This window comes from Herbiconiux sp., from assembly GCF_023264895.1.
In the GTDB taxonomy this organism is placed as follows: Bacteria; Actinomycetota; Actinomycetes; order Actinomycetales; family Microbacteriaceae; genus Herbiconiux.
On record NZ_JAHFUY010000091.1, the window covers coordinates 1 to 17,649 of the forward strand.

Here is a 17,649-nt window from a genome sequence, read left to right on the forward strand (position 1 = left end):
GTCGTTCTCGGAGTCGGTGATCGAGCTCGCCCGCCGGTTCGGTGTGGCGCTGTTCACCACCTCCGACGGCATCGACCGCACCGCCCTCACCCTTGCCAGGGAGCTCGGGGCGCTCGAGGCCGGAATTCTCTCTCGCCTCGACGCCCTGCACAGTCGGGTGCTCCGGGCCGCCAGCATCCCGGAGGTGCTGAGCGAGATCTCCCAGGAACTCGGCGACGCGGTGGTGCAGTTGGTGGTGGACGGCATCGTCTTGGAGTCGCACGGGACGCGGCCGGCGGACCCCGTGGTCGCGCGATTGGTGTTGAGCGCTAGGGATCGTGGCCATCGTGGGCAAGAAGGCGGGCACGGTCCGGAGCTCGTCGCCGAGGTCGCTCCTGTGCAGCAGGCCTTCGCCGACCAAGCCCTCGCCCGAGCGAGCATGACCGTGCGGGCGCTGCTGCTCCAGCAGGAGCTCGACGACCTCGTCGGTGCCGCGCCGCTGCTGTCGTTCGCCGCCCTCTCAGGCCTGCGGGAAGACGGCGCGTTCGACGACAGCCGGTCGGAGCAGCCGGCTCTCCGTCGGTTGCCCTCCGGCACATCCGTCGCGGCCGTGGTGCTGCGGGTCGCTGATGTCGATCAGCGTTCGACGCGTATCGCTCCGGTCGTGACGAGCCGATGGCGGGAGACCTTTCCCCGGGTGCCGCTCGCCCGCCTGCAGTCGGGTTGGTTCGCCCTGGTGCCCCTCGCCGACCCCGAGCACGAGCTCGACGACGCGCTGCAGCAACTCGCCGATTCGGGGCTCGGTGACCTCGGTGCCGCCGTCGGCGTGGCGCACGACCCGCAGGGAACGGAGCAGGTGACGAGCCTCCTGCGGCGGGCCGGACTGGCGGCACGACTCGCCGAACCGGGCGGACCCGTGCTCGACTTCCGGCGGTTCGGCCTGCCGCTGCTCCGACGACTGCTGCCCGCCGAGGACGCGCTCGATCTCGCACTGACCACGTACCCGGCGCTGCTGGCCGACCCCCAGGCTTCGGAGATCATCGCGACCGTGGTGAGCTATCTCGACTGCGCTGGCTCCGTCACGGCGGCGGCAGAGCACCTGGGGGTGCATCGCAACACCGTGCAGCTGCGAATGCGGCACGCGGCGACCCTGGGCGTCACCCTCAGCCATCCCGAACGACTTCTGTCGACCCACCTGCTGCTCTCGGCACTCGATCTCCGAGCGCTGCCGGTCGCCACGAGGCCGACCGCTGAGTTCTGACCGCCGACCATTGATGACCGACCACTGACCACCCTCTCGAACCGGAGCCACGCCATGCCACACCTCACTCTCGATCAGGCCGCCGACGCCGCCATCCAGCGCCTCGGCAGCATCCTCGTCACCGTCACCGTGCTCACGCCCGACAAGGAGGAGGTCTCGCGGGTGTTCTCCACCCACCCCGAGGTGTACGCGGTGGGCGGGCGCAAGCGCCTCGATCCCGCGCACACCTCGCCGATCTGGCTCGAGCAGGTCGTGGCGGGTCAGCAGCCCTTCCTCGGCGCCGACCGTGAGTCCGTGCGGGCGTTCTTCGTCGACTGGGAGACCATCGAATCACTCGGTTGCGGTGCGATCGTGAACACCCCCGTCGTCTACCAGGGTGAGACGATCGGCTCGGTCAACTTCCTCGGGGCCGAGGGAAGCCTCGACGAGGGTTCCTCGGCGGTCGCGCTGGAGATCACGGCCGAGGCCACTGAAGCCGTCGTCGCCGCACGCGCCGAGGCCTTTCCCGAGACCGCGTTCGGGACAGCTTCCGGCACCTTCCCCGGTGGCGTCCGATGACGAGTTACCGCACGCGCGGCGGCTCGTTGCGCATCCGAAACGGGCTCCTCTTCGACGGGTCGTCGGAATCGCTCGTCGCCCGGGACCTGGTGATCATCGACGGCGCGATCGCCGCCTCCGATGAGCGCGTGCCGGCCGACATCGCCGAGCTCGATGCGCGCGGTGGGGTCGTCACGCCGGGGTTCATCGACGCGCATCTGCACGCCTATGCGGTGTCGCTCGATCTGCTCAGCAACGAGACCCGGCTGCTGAGCTACCTCGCGCTGAGCGCGCGGAAGCGACTTGGCGCGGCGTTGCACCGGGGCTTCACGAGCGTGCGGGATGTCGCGGGAGGCGATGCGGGCCTGCACACCGCGATCGAGGAGGGCCTGCTGACCGCCCCTCGCTACTTCTACACCGGTGCTGCGCTCAGTCAGACCGGTGGGCACGGCGATCCGACCGCTCCGGACGATACGCTCTGCTTCCACGGCGGCCCGGGGCTCGAGATCGTCGACGGTCCTGAGGCGCTCCGCACGGCCGTTCGCACCCGCTTCCACGGCGGAGCGCACGCGATCAAGATCATGGCATCCGGGGGTGTCACCTCGCCCTCCGACCCCCTGACGATCGCGCAGTACTCGCTCGACGAGATCCGAGTGGTCTCGGAGGAGGCGCGCCGCCGGGGGAGCTATGTCGCGGCTCACGCCTATTCGCCCGAAGCGATCCTGCACGCCCTTCGCGGCGGGGTGCGCTCCATCGAGCACGGAAACCTGCTCGACGAGGAGGCGGCCCGCGCGATGGCCGAGGCGGGCGCCTACCTGGTGCCCACGCTGGCGACCTACGACGCGATGTCGCGGCACGGCCGTGCGCTCGGGATGACCGCCGTCGGCCTCGCCAAGAACGCCGAGGTGCTTCACAGCGGAACGGTGGCGATCGAGCGTGCGCGGGCTGCGGGTGTTCCGGTGGGTTTCGGTTCGGATCTGATGGGCTCGCTCGAGAGCGAGCAGCTGCAGGGACTGCGCCTGCAGAGTGACGTCACCGGTGTGCTCGAGACGCTGCGCAGCGTCACCTCGGTGAACGCGGCACTGCTGCAGAACGACCGGATCGGACGGATCGCACCCGGGGCGTTCGGCGATGTGCTGATCTTCGACGGCGACCCTTTCGAGACCCCGTCGCTGCTGTGGAGCGAGCGGCGGCCGCGGATCGTGCTCGACGGCGTGCTCGTGCCTGCGGTGCCGGCGCCTGGGATGCGGGGCTGAGTGCCGTGCTGATGATCGATGCCGACGGTGTGCGGGCCGGAATCGGTTGGGCGGATGCCGTCGCGGCTCTGCGGGAAGCGCTGATCGGCGGGCTCGATCCGGGCAGCCAGCCGGCGCGTACCTCCGTCGCGACGGCCGCAGGCGAGCTCCTTCTGATGCCCGCGGAGCACGGCGGAATGGTGGGGGTGAAGGTCCTGTCGGTCGCTCCCCGCAATGACGCCCTCGGGCTGCCGCGCATCCAGGCGAGCTACATCCTGATGGACGCCGAGACGCTCTCGACGCGCGCTGTCCTCGACGGAGCGGCACTCACGACGCTGCGCACGCCCGCGCTCTCGGCGGTCGCGGTGGACGCGCTCGCCACCCCCGATTCGCACAGCCTGGTCGTGTTCGGCGCGGGCCCGCAGGCGGAAGGTCACGTTCGCGCGCTACGGGTGGTGCGCCCGATCGAGCAGGTGCGGATCGTGTCCCGATCGCCCGGGGCCGTCACAGCGCTGCTCGAGCGGCTCGACGAGGACGGGATCGTCGCATCAGCGGGCACCCCCGACGACGTCGCGTCGGCCGACCTCGTCGTCGCGGCGACGAGCGCGGCGGCTCCCGTGTTCGACGGTGGGCTCGTGCGGGGTCACGCGGTGGTGGTGGCGGTGGGCTCGCACCATCCGGACCGCCGGGAGCTCGACGCGGCTCTGCTCGGCCGTGCGGTGGTGGTGGTCGACGATGTCGAGACGGCGCTCCGGGAAGCAGGCGACGTGATCCTGGCCATCGAGGAGGGGCCTCTCCGCGCCGACGACCTCGTGGGGCTGAGCGGGTTGATCTCGTCGGCTCAGGTGCCCGTGCGTCGAAGCCCCGCGGTGTTCAAGTCGGTGGGCATGGGGTGGCAGGACCTCGTGATCGCCGATGCGGTGTTCCGGGCCTCGTCACCTCTCGACTGAGAGAGTCCCTTCCATCTCCCGGGCTGCCTGCTCCAAGGTCGCCAGGAACGCCCGTGCCGCGGGCCAGTCCACGCCGGACTCGCGCTGGGCCGTGAAGATCGTGCGACGGGGTTCATCGGCGAGGGTGAGCAGCGTGCACGATGCGGGACGCCCCGCCCACACCAGATCCGGCATCAGTGCCACTGCATTGCCGGATTCCACCAGACGGATCTGGGCCTGGAGGTCCGCCGTCTCGAATCGCACGTCGGGCTCGAAGCCGGCTATCCGGCAGCTCTGCTCCGCGAAGTGCCGTGACGCGGTGCCGCGGGGCTCCATCACCCAGGGCAGATCCGCGGCATCACCGATCCCCGTGCCGTCGAACGTGTCCGGGACGGCGAGCCGTATCGCGTCGGTCGTCAGGTCGCGACGGATGAGTCCCGACAGCCACGGCGCTGCGTGTGCGGGATACTGCTCGGCGATGACCATGTCGAAGTCCCTCGACCAGGTCTCGTGCAGGGCCTCCTCGGGTTCCTTCTGCACCATCTCCACCCGGACATCGGGATGATCCGTCTTCATCATCGTCAACGCCGCCGGCATCAGAGCCAGCGCAGCGGACTGGAACACCGCCACCCGAACCCGCCCTCTCACGCTGGTGTCGGCTGCGTGCAGCTCCGCTTCCGCCCGCTCCAACGTGTTGCTCAATTCCTCCGCAGCCTTCACCAGGATCTCGGCCAGCGGGGTCAACTGCACGGTGCGGCCGGTCTTCCGGAGCAGCACCGCGTTCGACTCCTTCTCCAGCAAGGTCAGTTGTTGAGAGACGGCCGAGGGACTGTACTGGAGCGCCTCCGCAACGGCAGCCATCGTCCCTCGGATGGACAGCTCGCGTAAGAGGACGAGCCTGTGCAGGTCGAGCATGGGATCTCCGAATACATCAGTTCGAATGATGAGTAGTGATAAGAAACAGTCGCTTTTGTTCAAGCGTCTCCCTGCGAATACTAGGGGTCAGATCACCTGCGGGTGAAGTCTTCTAGGAAGGGTTCGAATGGCTACCACGGTCGCACTCACCGGTTCTGCAACTCCCTCGCCCGATTCCGTCGATGAGGAACTCATCGCCGACACGGTCGCGCTCGTCCGTCGGTGGCTGCGCGAAGCGTCAACGTTCCCGACCGACCCGTCAGGGGAGCGCCTCGCGGGAGTGCTGAAAGACCCGAGCGGTCTGGGATTCACCGTCGGGTTCGTCGACGGCGTCGTTCGACCGGAGGACCGCCGAGTGGCGGCGGAGACACTGAAGTCGATCGCGCCCCAGGTGCCCGCGTTCCTCCCGGCACCCATGCGGGGCGCCGTGAAACTCGGCGGTGCACTGGCCCCCGTTCTTCCGGGAGTGGTCGTCCCGATCGCCCGAAAGGTGCTGCGCGACATGGTGAGCCACCTCATCATCGACGCCACGGACGCGCGGCTCGGCGCCGCGATCGCCAGGATCAAGCGCGACGGTGTGCGACTCAACGTCAACCTCCTCGGCGAGGCGGTGCTGGGCCGGAAGGAGGCAGCCCGCCGACTCGACGGAACCCATCGGCTCCTAGCCCGAGACGACATCGACTACGTCTCCATCAAGGTCTCGTCCACGGTCGCCCCGCACAACCCCTGGGCGTTCGATCAGTCGGTCGACGACATCGTCGCCGAACTCGCCCCCCTCTTCACGCGAGCCGCGAACGCCCCGGCGCCGAAGTTCATCAACCTCGACATGGAGGAGTACAAGGATCTCGACCTGACCATCGCGGTCTTCACCCGCATCCTCGATCAGCCGGAGTTCCTCGATCTCGAAGCCGGCATCGTCCTCCAGGCGTACCTGCCCGACGCGCTGTCGGCGATGATCCGGCTGCAGGAGTGGAGCGCCCTCCGCCGAGCGCGCGGCGGTGCGGCGATCAAGGTCCGGGTCGTCAAGGGTGCGAACCTCCCGATGGAGCAGGTGGAAGCCTCCATCCACGGGTGGCCGCTGGCCACCTGGAACACCAAGCAGGAGTCCGACACCAACTACAAGCGCGTCGTCGATTACGCGCTGCACCCCGAGCGGATCAATAACGTGCGGATCGGGGTCGCCGGCCACAACCTCTTCGACGTCGCCTACTCCTGGCTGCTCGCCGGCCGCCGCAACGTGCGCGACGGCATCGAGTACGAAATGCTCCTCGGCATGGCCCAGGGCCAAGCCGAAGCCGTGCGCCGCGAGGTCGGTTCGCTCCTGCTCTACACCCCGGTGGTTTCTCCGGCCGAGTTCGATGTGGCCATCGCCTACCTGATCCGGCGCCTCGAGGAAGGCGCGTCATCGGAGAACTTCATGTCGGCCGTCTTCGAGCTCGAGAAGAACGAGCCCCTCTTCGAGAGGGAACGGCAGCGCTTCATCGCGTCGGTCGCAGCCCTCGACGGTCGCGTGCCGGCCACGCACAAGGTCGCCCACCGGCACGCCGCCGTACCGCGGCCCACGCTCGGCGCGTTCGAGAACACCCCCGACACGGACCCGTCCGTCGAGGCCAACCGGCAGGCTGCGAGCCGCATCCTGGAGCGCGCCGCCACCTCCCAGCTCGGCGTCGAGAGCGTCCAGGCATCCGTCATCCGGGATGAGACGACCCTGCGCGCCCTCATCAGCAGCACGAAGGAGGCCGGCAAGGCCTGGGGGAAGCTCTCGGCGACCTACCGCGCGACCGTGCTGCACAAGGTCGGTGACGAGATGGAACGGCGCCGCGCCGACTTCCTCGAGGTCATGGCCGCCGAGGCCGGCAAGACGATCGATCAAGCCGACCCCGAGGTCTCAGAAGCCATCGACTTCGCCCACTACTACGCCGAGCTCGCGGTGGAACTCGACACGATCGACGGGGCCGAATTCACTCCGTCGAACCTCACTCTGATCACGCCGCCCTGGAACTTTCCCGTCGCCATCCCCGCCGGTGGTGCACTCGCGGCTCTCGCCGCCGGTTCCGCCGCCATCCTGAAACCTGCGGCGCTCACCGCTCGATGCGGCGCTCTCATCGCGGAATGCATGTGGGAGGCAGGTGTGCCGGCCGATACGCTGCGACTGCTGCAGGTCGGTGAGCGCCAGCTCGGCACGCAGCTGGTCTCCGACCCGAACGTGGACCGGGTCATCCTCACCGGAGCGTATGAGACCGCCGAGCTGTTCCGGTCCTTCCGCCATGATCTCCCGCTTCTCGCGGAGACCAGCGGGAAGAACGCGATCATCGTCACTCCCTCTGCCGACCTGGACCTCGCCGTCAAGGACGTCGTCTCGTCCGCTTTCGGGCACGCGGGGCAGAAGTGCTCCGCCGCGTCGTTGGTGGTGCTCGTCGGCTCGGTCGCCCGATCGCACCGGTTCCGCACCCAGCTGCTCGACGCCGTGTCGTCGCTGACCGTCGGCTACCCGACAGACCCCGCCACTCAGATGGGTCCGATCATCGAACCTGCCGCCGGGAAGCTCCTGGAGGGGCTAACGAGGCTGGGTGCCGGAGAGCGGTGGTTGATCGAGCCGACCCAGCTCGACGCCACAGGAAAGCTGTGGAGCCCCGGAGTCCGCGACGGCGTCGCCCGTGGCTCGGAGTACCACCGCACGGAGTACTTCGGGCCGATCCTCGGCATCATGACGGCCTCCACCCTGACGGACGCGATCGACATCGTGAACGAGGTCGACTACGGGCTCACCTCTGGACTGCATGCGCTCGACCCCGAAGAGATCGACCTGTGGCTCACCACGGTTCAGGCAGGAAACCTCTACGTGAACCGGGGTATTACGGGAGCCATCGTCCGCCGCCAGCCGTTCGGCGGATGGAAGAAGTCAGCCGTGGGCGCAGGTACCAAGGCGGGCGGGCCCAACTACCTCATCGGTCTCGGTTCGTGGGTCTCCGTGCCAGCGAAGCAGGGAGCGGCCGCGACGGACAAGAACGTCGCCGCGCTGCTCGCGGCGTCTCGAGCCGCTTTGACTTCGAGCGAGGCAGACTCGCTCGACCGAGCGGCTGAGAGCGATGCGGCCGCATGGCAGAGCCATTTCACTGCACAGGACGTCTCGCAGCTCTCGGCTGAGCGCAACGTCTTTCGATATGTGCCGGTGGATCGACCGATCCTCGTCCGGCTCGGCAGCGACGCTCCGGTAGCCGATCTGGTCAGGACCGTCCTGGCCGGCGCGCTCACCGGCACGGAGATGGTCATCTCGAGTGCGCATCGGCTCCCCGCTGACATCGAAGCCGCTCTTTCCGCCGTTGCACAGACCGTCACGGTCGAGAGTGACACGGCGTGGGCGTCGCGGGTCATCGCGTTCGGCGGCGGGCGGGTGCGACTGCTGGGCACCGGTGTCGAATCGGTGACCGCAGCCACGGGCGGGCGGCCCGACCTGGCGATCTACGCCAACCCCGTCACGGAGGCCGGCCGGATCGAGCTGCTCCCGTACCTGCGGGAACAGGCCGTGTCGATCACGGCTCACCGATTCGGAACGCCCAACCACCTGACCGACGCCATGATCTGAACCCGACGCGTCTCTGAGAAAGGATCACCGATGATCGACCGCGAAGAAGCCCCACCCTGTGAGGCAGCGACAACCGCAGTGGCTACAGTTCCCTGCCCGACAAGCTCCGTCGTCGTGCTCGGCTACAACTGAAGGACGTCCTCGGCCGCAGAGGACGCCGGGTTCGTCGAGGTGCAGATCGCCCTGCTCGTCGGAGGCGTGCTCGGAGAGGTCGGCCGCGAGCCCGCCGGTGGGGTGTCGACGCCTTCCAAAGGGAGGTCGTCGGGGTGGCGCCTCACCGCCGCGGCGAACTCCGCGATCGTCCTGTCGAGGGATCTAGACACCAGCCACTTACGGGTCTATGGTCATCCCAGAAAACGAATCATTCTCAAGAAAGAGGCATGATGAGACGAATTGAAGGGTGTCATGGTCGTCGCATACTGGCCGCAATCGCGGCGCTAGGGCTGTTGGCGGGCATCCATGTCGTCGGAGACACCTCGGCCATGGCGACGGGGTCGAAGTACAAGAACTGCACCCAGAACTTGACCGTCACGGGCAAGAGTTCGCAAGCCGTGGGCGGCCAGACCGGTTCGCCGACGAATCCGAATCCGAACCTGGGCTGCGGCAACGCGCGGGTTCAGGTTCGGTACCAGTCCTATCCGGGCAGCCCGACCTACACCAGCGCATGGAAATCGGCGCCTGGCATGGTCACCTACCACCCCGGCGGCACCATCCTGGGTGCCTCGCACGACTGTGGCTACAAAGCCTGGGGCTTCTCAGGCGGCTGGCCGTTCACGACCTAAGGAGCTCTAATGCGATCTACGAAACGAACCATCTCGATCAGCGCCGCTCTCATCCTCGCCGGTGTTGGACTGAGCGGATGTGCGGGCGTCGCCGCAAATGCAGGCGAGGACGTGCCAAGGGGGGAGGTCTTCCCTCCGTCCCTCGCGCAGGAGAATGCGCTGGCCGACGGCGTCGTGGATGAAGCAGAGTACGACGCCGGCTTCGCGGGATTCCAGGCGTGCATGTCTGCGGGCGGGTACACCGTGGAGGTGCTGGATACCAGCACCTCGATCATCGACTACCGGTACCTGGCACAGGCGACCGACGACGGCACTGCAGACCGCTGCTACCAGATCGAGTTCGCGGCCATCGACGAGTCGTGGCAGACCGCCCATCAAGACGAGCAGGCTGACGGCGAACTTCTCGACGCCTGCTTGAGCGAAAACGGCCTCGCGATTCCCAAGACGCGTCAGGAGAAGGTTGATGCGCTGGTGCTGGCCGGGGTCGATCTGGGTACGTGCCTCGCCGAGGGGTGATGGAGCACCAGCCTTCGGCAATGCGCAGGACGTCCAGTGAACGAGGGGGTCTGGATGCGTCCGTTGTCGCAGTCATCGTCCGCTGATTGGGTCGCGGCGAGCATGGATCACTGGAATCTGACGATCGAGGGGTTCGTTCCGGCCGAGTACGACGCGTATGCCCGAGTGCTGCACGAGATCGAACAGGGCGACGAGCCCGCCACGTGGGCATCCGTCGCGGCTGCCAACGGCCACAGATTCGACCCGCTCGCCCAGTGGACGAGGATCACCGTCGGCCCCGACGGCGAGGAGTGGCGCGGTCGACCGCGGGTCGGCACGCTCACTCCCTCCGTCGCACAATCACTCTCAGAGGCGCTCGCCTCATTCACCACCACTCCCACAACCTGCTTCTTCGGCCTGTGGGAGGGCTTCGGCGCCAGCGAGCTCCCGCCGAGCGTGCAGCTCTTCGAGTCGAACCGCCGCGTCATGGGCTTGTTCGAAGGCCCGATCCAGGATGCGACGCACTCGTTCAGCTCGCGCCCCTGGTCTCAGCTCGCGAACCTCTGGTGGCCGGCCGACCGCGCCTGGTTCGTCGTCTCCGAGATCGACTACGACAGCACCATCGTGGCCGGACGCCGCGAGTGCATCGATGCTCTGTTGCGCACCCCGGCCATCGAGGCCATCGAAGTGAGCCCGGGGGATACGCTCGCTATCTCGTAGCAAGCGCGTGCTTCAGCGGCGCCCGCGGTGTGTCGATGACCTGTAGTGCGACGATCTGTCTCCCGCTTCTACCGTTCGAGCAACCTCAGCACGGCCGCGTGCAACGCCGGCACATCCGAGCGGGCGGTCTCGGTCACGATCGCGTGCGACGTGTCGAAGTAGTGGTGCGCAAGAGAGTCGCGCATGCGCGCAATGTCGTTCCACGGCACTCCCGGCTCGCGTGCTTTGATGCCATCGGTGAGCCCCTTCACGGCCTCGCCGATCTCAACCAATCGGATGCGCACGGCATCGAACACGAGATCCTCCGGGGCGGAGTCGCGGCCGGCGTAGTCGATGATCGCCTCGCAGGCTACGGAGATGTCCTCCAACAGCCTCTGATCGCTGCGGCTCACAGCGACACCGCATCAGCAAGAACACTCTCGCGTACGTCCGGCTTCAGTGAGTCCTCGGGCACGACGTCGACGTCGACTCCGAGGATTCGCTCTGCCTCGCCGCGCATACGCGACAAAGCGAACAGTCCTACGCCCGCGTCGAGCGCCACGAGCAGGTCGACGTCGCTCTGCTCATGTGAGTCTCCACGCGCCGCACTTCCGAACAGTCGGATGCGAGATGCGCCGAGGGAGCCGAGCGCTGCACCGAGCTCGTCGCGATGCGCGTGGACCAACTCGCGCAAGTTCGGCCGGGATGCTGGGTGCCCTTCGGTCACGCGGGTCTCGAGGTGCAGTCCGGTGGCGTTCACCAGTCGGCGGAGAGTGCTGAGCGACGGCTCTCGCTTCCCACTCTCGTAGGCGCTCACAACGCTCTGCGTGACGCCGGCCCTCTGGGCAAGCTGCTGCTGGGTGAGACCACAACTGAGGCGCGCGCCTCGGAGAAGTTCAGCCGCAGATGACATGTAGTCAATATAGCTGATCGTAGTTACATACATGCGCTATCTCTCTGGCGATCGAACTACCTCCCTGAATCCATACCGAGAGAGACGACTCAACAGAATCAGCTCCTGGCGCTCTTGATCGTCGAGTCGCCGTACGTGCACTTCCGGCGGGATGTGCGGCACGATAAGCGGAGCGGATCAGTCGTCTCCGGTGGCATCAGCCAGCACTCCTAGCTCCTGGGCCCTGGCCGACCGTCTCGCACTCGTGGGCGGTCAGGCCTCTCCGGTCACGTCGCCGCGTTCTCGTGGAGAAGATGGCCCGAACCATCTCCACAGCGAGCGAGCCGTGACAAGGATGACCACCGCAAACAGGCTCTGACTGATGACGCCGAACAACGAGAGTCCGCCGACCATGGCGAAGACGGTCCAGTTCACTGCGATGTCGGCGACGATCACGGCGATGCCGAGCACGATGCCGGAGCGCCGTCGAAAGATGATCAGCGCAGCGATGGCCGGATCCAGGAACGTCAGTGACACCCAGAACAGCCGGACGCCGAGAGGGAAGTCGCTGCAGGCGTTCACTCCGCCGACGATCAGATCCGCCGTGTGAGTGGTTGTTCCCACGAGGAAGCCGAGCATCCACACGACTTGGAACACCCTGAGCGCTCGTGCTGATGCGGCGAGAGCGATCATGCGCTCATGCTACCGAGCCAGATGGTCCCGCCGAGTCCCTCATCTAGTCCACGAAAGCGTCGAACGTCTCCTTGAACCAGATGTTGCTGGCGCAGTCTTCGGAGCAGGCGCGGTGGCCGTAGACCATCTCGCCGCGTGCCACCCAGATGCCGCACTGCCGGCAGCGCCGGAGCCGGCCGCCGAACCGCTCGTGCACGCTCACAGCGGCACCGCCCTGACGTACTCGCGCAGGGCCGCGCAGACCACCCTCTCCTCGTGCCGCGGCAATAAGGCGAGCCGTGCCGCGATGCGACGGCGGACGGAAGCGGCGGCTAGATAGTCGCCCGCCTCATTCAGGCCAAATGCGTGGTGCTGCGCATACGCTTTAGGCATGACAACCGCGCGCGTCACACAACTGAACTTGATCGCATTCAAGTCCTTTCGCGATGAAGTTCTCCCGCTGAGTGCCATGACGCTGCTCATTGGTAGGAATAGCTCTGGAAAGTCCAACGCGCTAGACGGCCTCGAGGTGCTTGCGCGTCTTGCTGAAGGAGAAGACCTCATCGACGCGCTTGACGGACGCCGACGCGAGATTGGTGCGGTTAGGGGCGGTTCAGAGGGTTGCGCCCCGCACGGACTGAACGATTTCACCCTTGGGTGCATCGTGGAACTCGACGATGAACCGTATGAATATCGCGTGCGGATCGAAGTCCGTCCCGACATTCGGATAATCGCGGAGAGCCTTCATGGTTATGGGGTCGCCGCCGCAAGCGGAGCGCGCTCGTACGGGCCCATTTTCGAAACAAGGCGGGCAGGGGCACCGGGGCTCGGAATTGAAGCTGAAATCCACAATGGAAAGCGAGGAACTAACCCGCCCTCCCGATTCCGCGATAGTCGACTGATTCTCACGCAGATACCTCTGGTCGTCTCTGGTTCCAATCGCGCGGAGCGCTCAGTCATCTCCGCTGTAACCACCGTCCAAAGTGCTCTCCGAGGAATATTTCATTTCGACCCGATTCCTCACCTCATGCGAGACTTCGCTAAGGGGCGAGATGTAGAACTCCGCAGGACTGGCGAAAACCTTTCGCCGGCACTTCGAAATCTACAGACGTCCGACCCTGGAGCGTTCAAGCGGATCGAAGAGCTCGTACGACTCATTGCCGACGACGGAGTGCGAGAGATTTCGTTCTTCAACTCCGAGCTCGGCGACGTGATGCTTGCGCTGCAAGAGGCGCGAGGTGCCGATCGAAAGAGTGTAGAGCGAACCCCGGCGCGGGAGATGAGTGACGGGCTTCTGCGTTTCATCGGCATCGCGACAGCTCTCCTGTCTCCACAGAATGGGCTTGATATCGATGCCGCGGTTTCGACAACGGCTTCGACGGACAGGCCCCAACCATCAAGTGGTGTCCTAATAGTCTTGGAGGAACTCGAGAATGGACTTCACCCCTCTCAGGCCCACCGGGTGCTCCAGCTGGTTCGCGAGAGCAGCATGATTGCGGGGACAAGCGTGCTGATAACTACGCATAGTCCCGCCCTGCTGGACGCCGCGGAGGGCAGTCTGAACTCGAACATCATCGTCTGCCACCGCGACCAGCAAACGGGTCACAGCCGGCTCACGCGAATTACAGACTTGCCCGGCTATGCCATCGCGCTTGCAGAGGGGTCTCTCGGTGCTGCTGTGACCACGGGCAAGCTGTCCGATTTGGAGCCTGAGCCATCTGATTACGCTGAGTTCCAGCGTCTGCTCGGACTCGGCTGATGACCGTCATCTCATTTATTGATACGTCCGTCCTCTGCAATTTAGTGCCCGTTCCAGGACGAGATCAGAACGCGGAGCGGGTGCGTAGCGAGATGAGCGCGAGACTCGGAAGAAAGGAGCGGTTCATTCTCCCTGTCACGTCTGTTGTCGAAACCGGAAACTTCATCGCACAACTTTCTGACGGACGTTTACGCCGAGAGACAGCTACGCGGCTACACGACATTCTGCGATTGGTTTGCGAAGGGAAGGCGCCATGGGTGCTTCATGATCTCGCTTGGGATAGGGACTTCCTGCAGCAGTTGCTCGACGGAGCCGACACGCTCACGAGTTACGTGGAGCACGCAGCTAGCCAGCTCGGGGCCGGCGACCTTCTCATCATCAACGAGCGGTTGCAGTACGAGCAGCGATCTCAGATCCGCGCAGCTATCTGGACGCTCGATGAGAAGCTTGGCTCGTACTCTTAGGCGGGTCGACTTCCGTGTTCATTCCGGGCTGGGGCTGCTGGGATTGCTCCCGCCTCCTTCGGGCTGCCTCGACGTGAGCAGATCGGTGGCCGTCGATCCTTGCGCCCGGACCTGCGCATGCTCGGCGAAGATCCGGCCGCCGGCTCGGCCCTTTGACTCGGTGAAGGTCTGCAGTGACGTCGACTAGTCGGCCGATTATGGTGGGGTCGAAGGAGTAGACGCTTGAATTGCGAAGGGCGTCTCGTAATTGCCCAGTGAGCCACAAGTGCCATCTGTTCGGATACGCTCGGCCTTGTGCATGATGCTCCGAGTGAGCCGCTGGCTTTTGCCGCGGGAGGGGAAATTGCACACCTGATCTCACCTCCAGCGCCTACGTCTGGTATTTGTCCGAGTTGCCGAAGCATCAACTACGAGCCAGAGCATGACAGCTGTGAGAACTGTCGACTCTGCGCCAGCCAGCTGGACGGGATAACTCTCCCGGTTGAACCGATCTCGCTATACGCAAAGCCGGGGCGGCTTCGTGACTGGTTGACCTATTACAAGAGCGAAGATGAGCGACTGGCGGACGATGCCGCTATAAACGCAGTCTCGGCGATATTGGGCAGATTCCTCGGTGCCAACGAATCATGGATTCGGTCCTTAGACCCATCCTATTTTGTTGTTGTCCCGTCGACCCGTCGTCAACCACCTCATCCCTTACAGGTTTTAATCAACAACGCTATTGAGTTCGGGATCGAGCCGAGGGCAGCAGTTATCCGGACAACCTCAGAGTTGAGGTCGCGCATGGCTTCTACTTCGGCCTACCGGGCGAGCGGAGATATTCGCAACGATCGGATACTTTTGATCGACGATGTATACGCATCCGGGGCACGTGCGCAGAGCGCCGCTTTCGCGCTACGTGAAGCAGGCGCCGAAGTTGTCGCTCTGACGGTTATTGGACGCCGTATCAACCCGGATTACAGTCTCCGGGCCAAGGACCTATACGAGGCTCAGAAAAGTAGCAAATTCGAGTGGTCTATCCCGCGTCGACGGCTATCCAAACATTGATGCCCGAATGATCTGGTGTGCGGCCTGAACCGCTTGCACGTTGCTGGACATAAGTCTCGCCCAATCTCGAGAGTCACTGTGGAGCGGCAGGTTTAGCTTCTCTGGACTGTCTCGGTACTTTCCCCAAATTCTCGCTGCTGCGCCGCCGGTCATCCCAACCGGGATTACCGCGACGTTATGGCTCCGAGCAAGTTCTGCTTCTTCCTCGGTGCGAGCTCCGCCGCCGAATACAATCATTGCCCGCGCAAGAGGAATCACGTAACTGCGCATATCACTAAGCTCCATATCCGTGAATATGGCGGTTCCGGTTCTCTCTTCGAACTCAAGCTCGGCCCCCCTCCGGTAGTAGTGCCGGATGCCCTCAGGACGGTAGGTGCCTGGGACAAGAGCTTCCTTAAAAACGCCACTGAACAGCGACGCGGCCTCGCCGCCAAAGGAGAGAAGGGCGAGTTCTGGCTCCTCGGCGAGACGCGTCGCCAGCTGGCCAGCGACCATCTCCGCGTCAGTCGTGAGCTTGCTACCTGAGATGAACACGTTTGGTCGCCGAGTCAGCACCTCGATACGGGCTATGAGATCGCTTTGCTCTGGGTAGTCGTCGACGAGATGCACGTGTATTCCTCCGTTCAGCAGATCGTGGATGCGAAGTTCCTGGAGCGCGAGAGCAAGAGGCTCGGTTTCGCGCTTCATGATGGCGAAGTGTTTTGTCGGTCCGGCGCCGAGTTCGAGTGAACGAGCCAACCGGAGCAAAACGTTTACGTTGGGATCCTCGAAACTCAGGCCGAGAAATAGAAACGAGCGGGTGAGGAACTGAGCACGCAGTTGAGCCCAGAATCGGGGGTGTTCCACCTCATAGGTCTCGAAGTGTGTTCGGGTTAAGGTGGGCTCGACCTCCCACGCATCTCCATCGGGGTCATTTAGAGTCCCATGCATCTTGAACAGCTGCTTGTGCTCACCAATAGTGACGCGGCTTCCGAGATCCTCGTCCTTCACAATGCGAGCAACACCCCTGTCGGCTTCTTGAAGCGCTTGTTCAAGTAGCAGGTCGTAGTTTGTTGTCCAATATTCGTAAACCGGCAGCTTGATTAGGCGATGGTGCAAGTCAGTGGGAGATGCCCTCCTACCAAGCTTGCTCAAAAGGGATCTGTAGAGCGCTCGGTCGCCGATCTTGCTAACGATGTACTCCGCGGCCAACGGCGCATCAACCACTTCCGAAGGCACAGACGCCTCGGTGCGTGCATCTTCAATGAGGGCACTCCAGCCGGGTAAACCTGCTGGTTTAGAAAGGCCGGCCCCGACAAAAATTGCAGCACGACGCCCACGGACAGCTTCGCTGAACTCAGAAACGAGATTGGTCAATTGTCCCCCCTGGACTATTTACGCCGTTCCTAACGGAATAGGTGCCTCGCCCTTATCGCTGCGGGAGACGCGCAGGCTCGCGTATCCAGCGACCAACTGGTGAGCGATCCACCTCTCGTCAGTGATGGGTGACAGCAGTAGTGCTCGGGCCATGAAGTCTCTCCAATCAGCTTCACTCATCGATCTGCGGCCGAAAAGGTGGAAGGAACGTCCAGTTGAAGTCAGCTCGCCCGACACACGAAGAGAAGAAACCGAACGCGATACCGTACCCCTAGCTCCCGGCAGCCGAGCCTTGACTGAGAAGTCGAGCATAGGCAGATGGGCAATGGAACCACTTGGAAGAACAAGCCTGGATGTGAGCATAAGGACGTCAGTTGCTTTGAGGTTGTCGCTCAGCTTCAAGATGCGATCGTTGCTCTTCGCCCCGACAACAACTTGAAGAGCCTCGGTTGCCACCGGGTGCTGATGGTACTGAGCTGCATCCAGAATCTCCTCAGGAACTCCCATCTCGCCACGGGCACCGGCACGAAATAGGGCGTGCCAGAAAGGCGTTCCGTTTGTCAACCGTTCCGCTTGAGCCGCCTCAATGAGCCTCTGGGCCTCAACGCTGGCGTCAACACGGTTCTGGAGGCGTGGCGCGCGCGCCACCGTAGCAAATTGGAGGCGCGTGCCCTCAGGCAGATCGGCAATAACGCGGCTAAGAAGAGACTGCATCGAATGGTCGAGAGACATGGCACCTCCTAGTTCATTTGTTCATGTGGGAGCCTCAGTTGCAGACTAGCGATAGCCGCCGACAGTCAGCCGGATCACTACTAGTGCCGCCTTCTCGCCAGTCGCACTTAACGATGGGTGATACCGGGTGGGGCCTGGGGTGCCGCGAACTTCCTCACCGACATAGGTGATTCTTCTATGAACACGGCTGTCGGCGGCGGTTGAAAACTGGACAGTTGTGGCGGTGAAAAGTGAACACTCGACGATTGGAGAGTGATCACTTTGGAAGATTGGGCGCTGATCAGGCGGCTGGCGGCAGAGGGCGTGCCG

The 17,649-nt window shown here is 64.6% G+C and carries 18 protein-coding genes; 10 read left to right on the forward strand and 8 right to left on the reverse strand.

Features of this window, described 5'->3' with window-relative positions; genetic code table 11:
• From Q0D57_RS15510 to Q0D57_RS15525, 4 genes are all read left to right on the forward strand, one after another.
• Positions 1-1,240, forward strand: a 1,240-nt coding sequence (locus Q0D57_RS15510; protein WP_291045693.1) for a helix-turn-helix domain-containing protein, incomplete at its 5' end; no start/stop codon positions are given.
• Between the two features lie 54 nt (positions 1,241-1,294).
• Positions 1,295-1,798 carry a GAF domain-containing protein gene (locus tag Q0D57_RS15515; RefSeq protein WP_291045695.1) on the forward strand — a complete coding sequence of 168 codons (504 nt, stop codon included), beginning with the start codon at positions 1,295-1,297 and terminating at the stop codon, positions 1,796-1,798.
• Positions 1,795-3,033, forward strand: coding sequence for an amidohydrolase family protein (locus tag Q0D57_RS15520; RefSeq protein WP_291045698.1), 1,239 nt, complete (start codon positions 1,795-1,797; stop codon positions 3,031-3,033). Before Q0D57_RS15515 ends, Q0D57_RS15520 begins: the two co-directional genes overlap by 4 nt.
• Positions 3,034-3,044: 11 nt before the next feature.
• Positions 3,045-3,962 carry an ornithine cyclodeaminase family protein gene (locus Q0D57_RS15525; RefSeq protein ID WP_291045700.1) on the forward strand — a complete coding sequence of 306 codons (918 nt, stop codon included), beginning with the start codon at positions 3,045-3,047 and terminating at the stop codon, positions 3,960-3,962.
• Here the strand turns inward: Q0D57_RS15525 and Q0D57_RS15530 are convergent.
• A complete protein-coding gene (locus tag Q0D57_RS15530) occupies positions 3,948-4,856 on the reverse strand; it encodes a LysR family transcriptional regulator (protein ID WP_291045702.1) in 909 nt (302 codons plus the stop codon). The genes Q0D57_RS15525 and Q0D57_RS15530 overlap by 15 nt on opposite strands.
• 127 nt (positions 4,857-4,983) lie before the next feature.
• On the opposite strand from Q0D57_RS15530, the gene Q0D57_RS15535 reads away from it, so the two are divergent.
• The 4 genes from Q0D57_RS15535 (at position 4,984) to Q0D57_RS15550 (ending at position 10,439) form a co-directional block, all read left to right on the forward strand.
• The gene (locus Q0D57_RS15535) at positions 4,984-8,442 is read left to right on the forward strand and encodes a bifunctional proline dehydrogenase/L-glutamate gamma-semialdehyde dehydrogenase (RefSeq protein WP_291045704.1); all 3,459 of its coding nucleotides are present in this window, start codon (positions 4,984-4,986) and stop codon (positions 8,440-8,442) included.
• A 380-nt stretch (positions 8,443-8,822) separates the two neighbouring features.
• Positions 8,823-9,224 carry a hypothetical protein gene (locus Q0D57_RS15540; protein ID WP_291045706.1) on the forward strand — a complete coding sequence of 134 codons (402 nt, stop codon included), beginning with the start codon at positions 8,823-8,825 and terminating at the stop codon, positions 9,222-9,224.
• 9 nt (positions 9,225-9,233) lie between these two features.
• Positions 9,234-9,740, forward strand: a complete 507-nt coding sequence (locus Q0D57_RS15545; RefSeq protein WP_291045708.1) for a hypothetical protein — start codon at positions 9,234-9,236, stop codon at positions 9,738-9,740.
• Between the two features lie 102 nt (positions 9,741-9,842).
• Complete coding sequence (locus Q0D57_RS15550) at positions 9,843-10,439, forward strand: hypothetical protein (RefSeq protein ID WP_291045710.1); 597 nt, start codon at positions 9,843-9,845, stop codon at positions 10,437-10,439.
• Between the two features lie 68 nt (positions 10,440-10,507).
• Here Q0D57_RS15550 and Q0D57_RS15555 read toward each other — a convergent pair whose 3' ends face one another.
• The 4 genes from Q0D57_RS15555 to Q0D57_RS15570 all read right to left on the reverse strand — a co-directional run bounded on the left by Q0D57_RS15555 (position 10,508) and on the right by Q0D57_RS15570 (position 12,205).
• Positions 10,508-10,807, reverse strand: coding sequence for a HepT-like ribonuclease domain-containing protein (locus Q0D57_RS15555; protein ID WP_291045713.1), 300 nt, complete (start codon positions 10,805-10,807; stop codon positions 10,508-10,510).
• A 20-nt stretch (positions 10,808-10,827) separates the two neighbouring features.
• Complete coding sequence (locus tag Q0D57_RS15560; RefSeq protein ID WP_291045715.1) at positions 10,828-11,331, reverse strand: helix-turn-helix domain-containing protein; 504 nt, start codon at positions 11,329-11,331, stop codon at positions 10,828-10,830.
• 252 nt (positions 11,332-11,583) lie between these two features.
• On the reverse strand, positions 11,584-12,003 hold the full coding sequence (locus Q0D57_RS15565; RefSeq protein ID WP_291045717.1) for a hypothetical protein: 420 nt from the start codon (positions 12,001-12,003) through the stop codon (positions 11,584-11,586).
• A 43-nt stretch (positions 12,004-12,046) separates the two neighbouring features.
• Entirely contained in the window at positions 12,047-12,205 is a 159-nt protein-coding gene (locus Q0D57_RS15570; protein WP_291045719.1) for a hypothetical protein, read from the reverse strand.
• A gap of 168 nt (positions 12,206-12,373) precedes the next feature.
• On the opposite strand from Q0D57_RS15570, the gene Q0D57_RS15575 reads away from it, so the two are divergent.
• Together Q0D57_RS15575 and Q0D57_RS15580 are read left to right on the forward strand one after the other, a co-directional pair.
• Positions 12,374-13,741, forward strand: a complete 1,368-nt coding sequence (locus Q0D57_RS15575; protein WP_291045721.1) for an ATP-binding protein — start codon at positions 12,374-12,376, stop codon at positions 13,739-13,741.
• A complete protein-coding gene (locus Q0D57_RS15580; protein ID WP_291045723.1) occupies positions 13,741-14,205 on the forward strand; it encodes a hypothetical protein in 465 nt (154 codons plus the stop codon). The genes Q0D57_RS15575 and Q0D57_RS15580 overlap by 1 nt, the downstream gene beginning before the upstream one ends.
• A 1,032-nt stretch (positions 14,206-15,237) precedes the next feature.
• Here the strand turns inward: Q0D57_RS15580 and Q0D57_RS15585 are convergent.
• The 3 genes from Q0D57_RS15585 to Q0D57_RS15595 all read right to left on the reverse strand — a co-directional run.
• Complete coding sequence (locus Q0D57_RS15585; protein ID WP_291045725.1) at positions 15,238-16,608, reverse strand: SIR2 family protein; 1,371 nt, start codon at positions 16,606-16,608, stop codon at positions 15,238-15,240.
• Between the two features lie 18 nt (positions 16,609-16,626).
• Positions 16,627-17,340 carry a hypothetical protein gene (locus tag Q0D57_RS15590; protein WP_291045727.1) on the reverse strand — a complete coding sequence of 238 codons (714 nt, stop codon included), beginning with the start codon at positions 17,338-17,340 and terminating at the stop codon, positions 16,627-16,629.
• Between the two features lie 45 nt (positions 17,341-17,385).
• On the reverse strand, positions 17,386-17,649 hold a 264-nt coding region (locus Q0D57_RS15595), incomplete at its 5' end, for a hypothetical protein (RefSeq protein ID WP_291045729.1).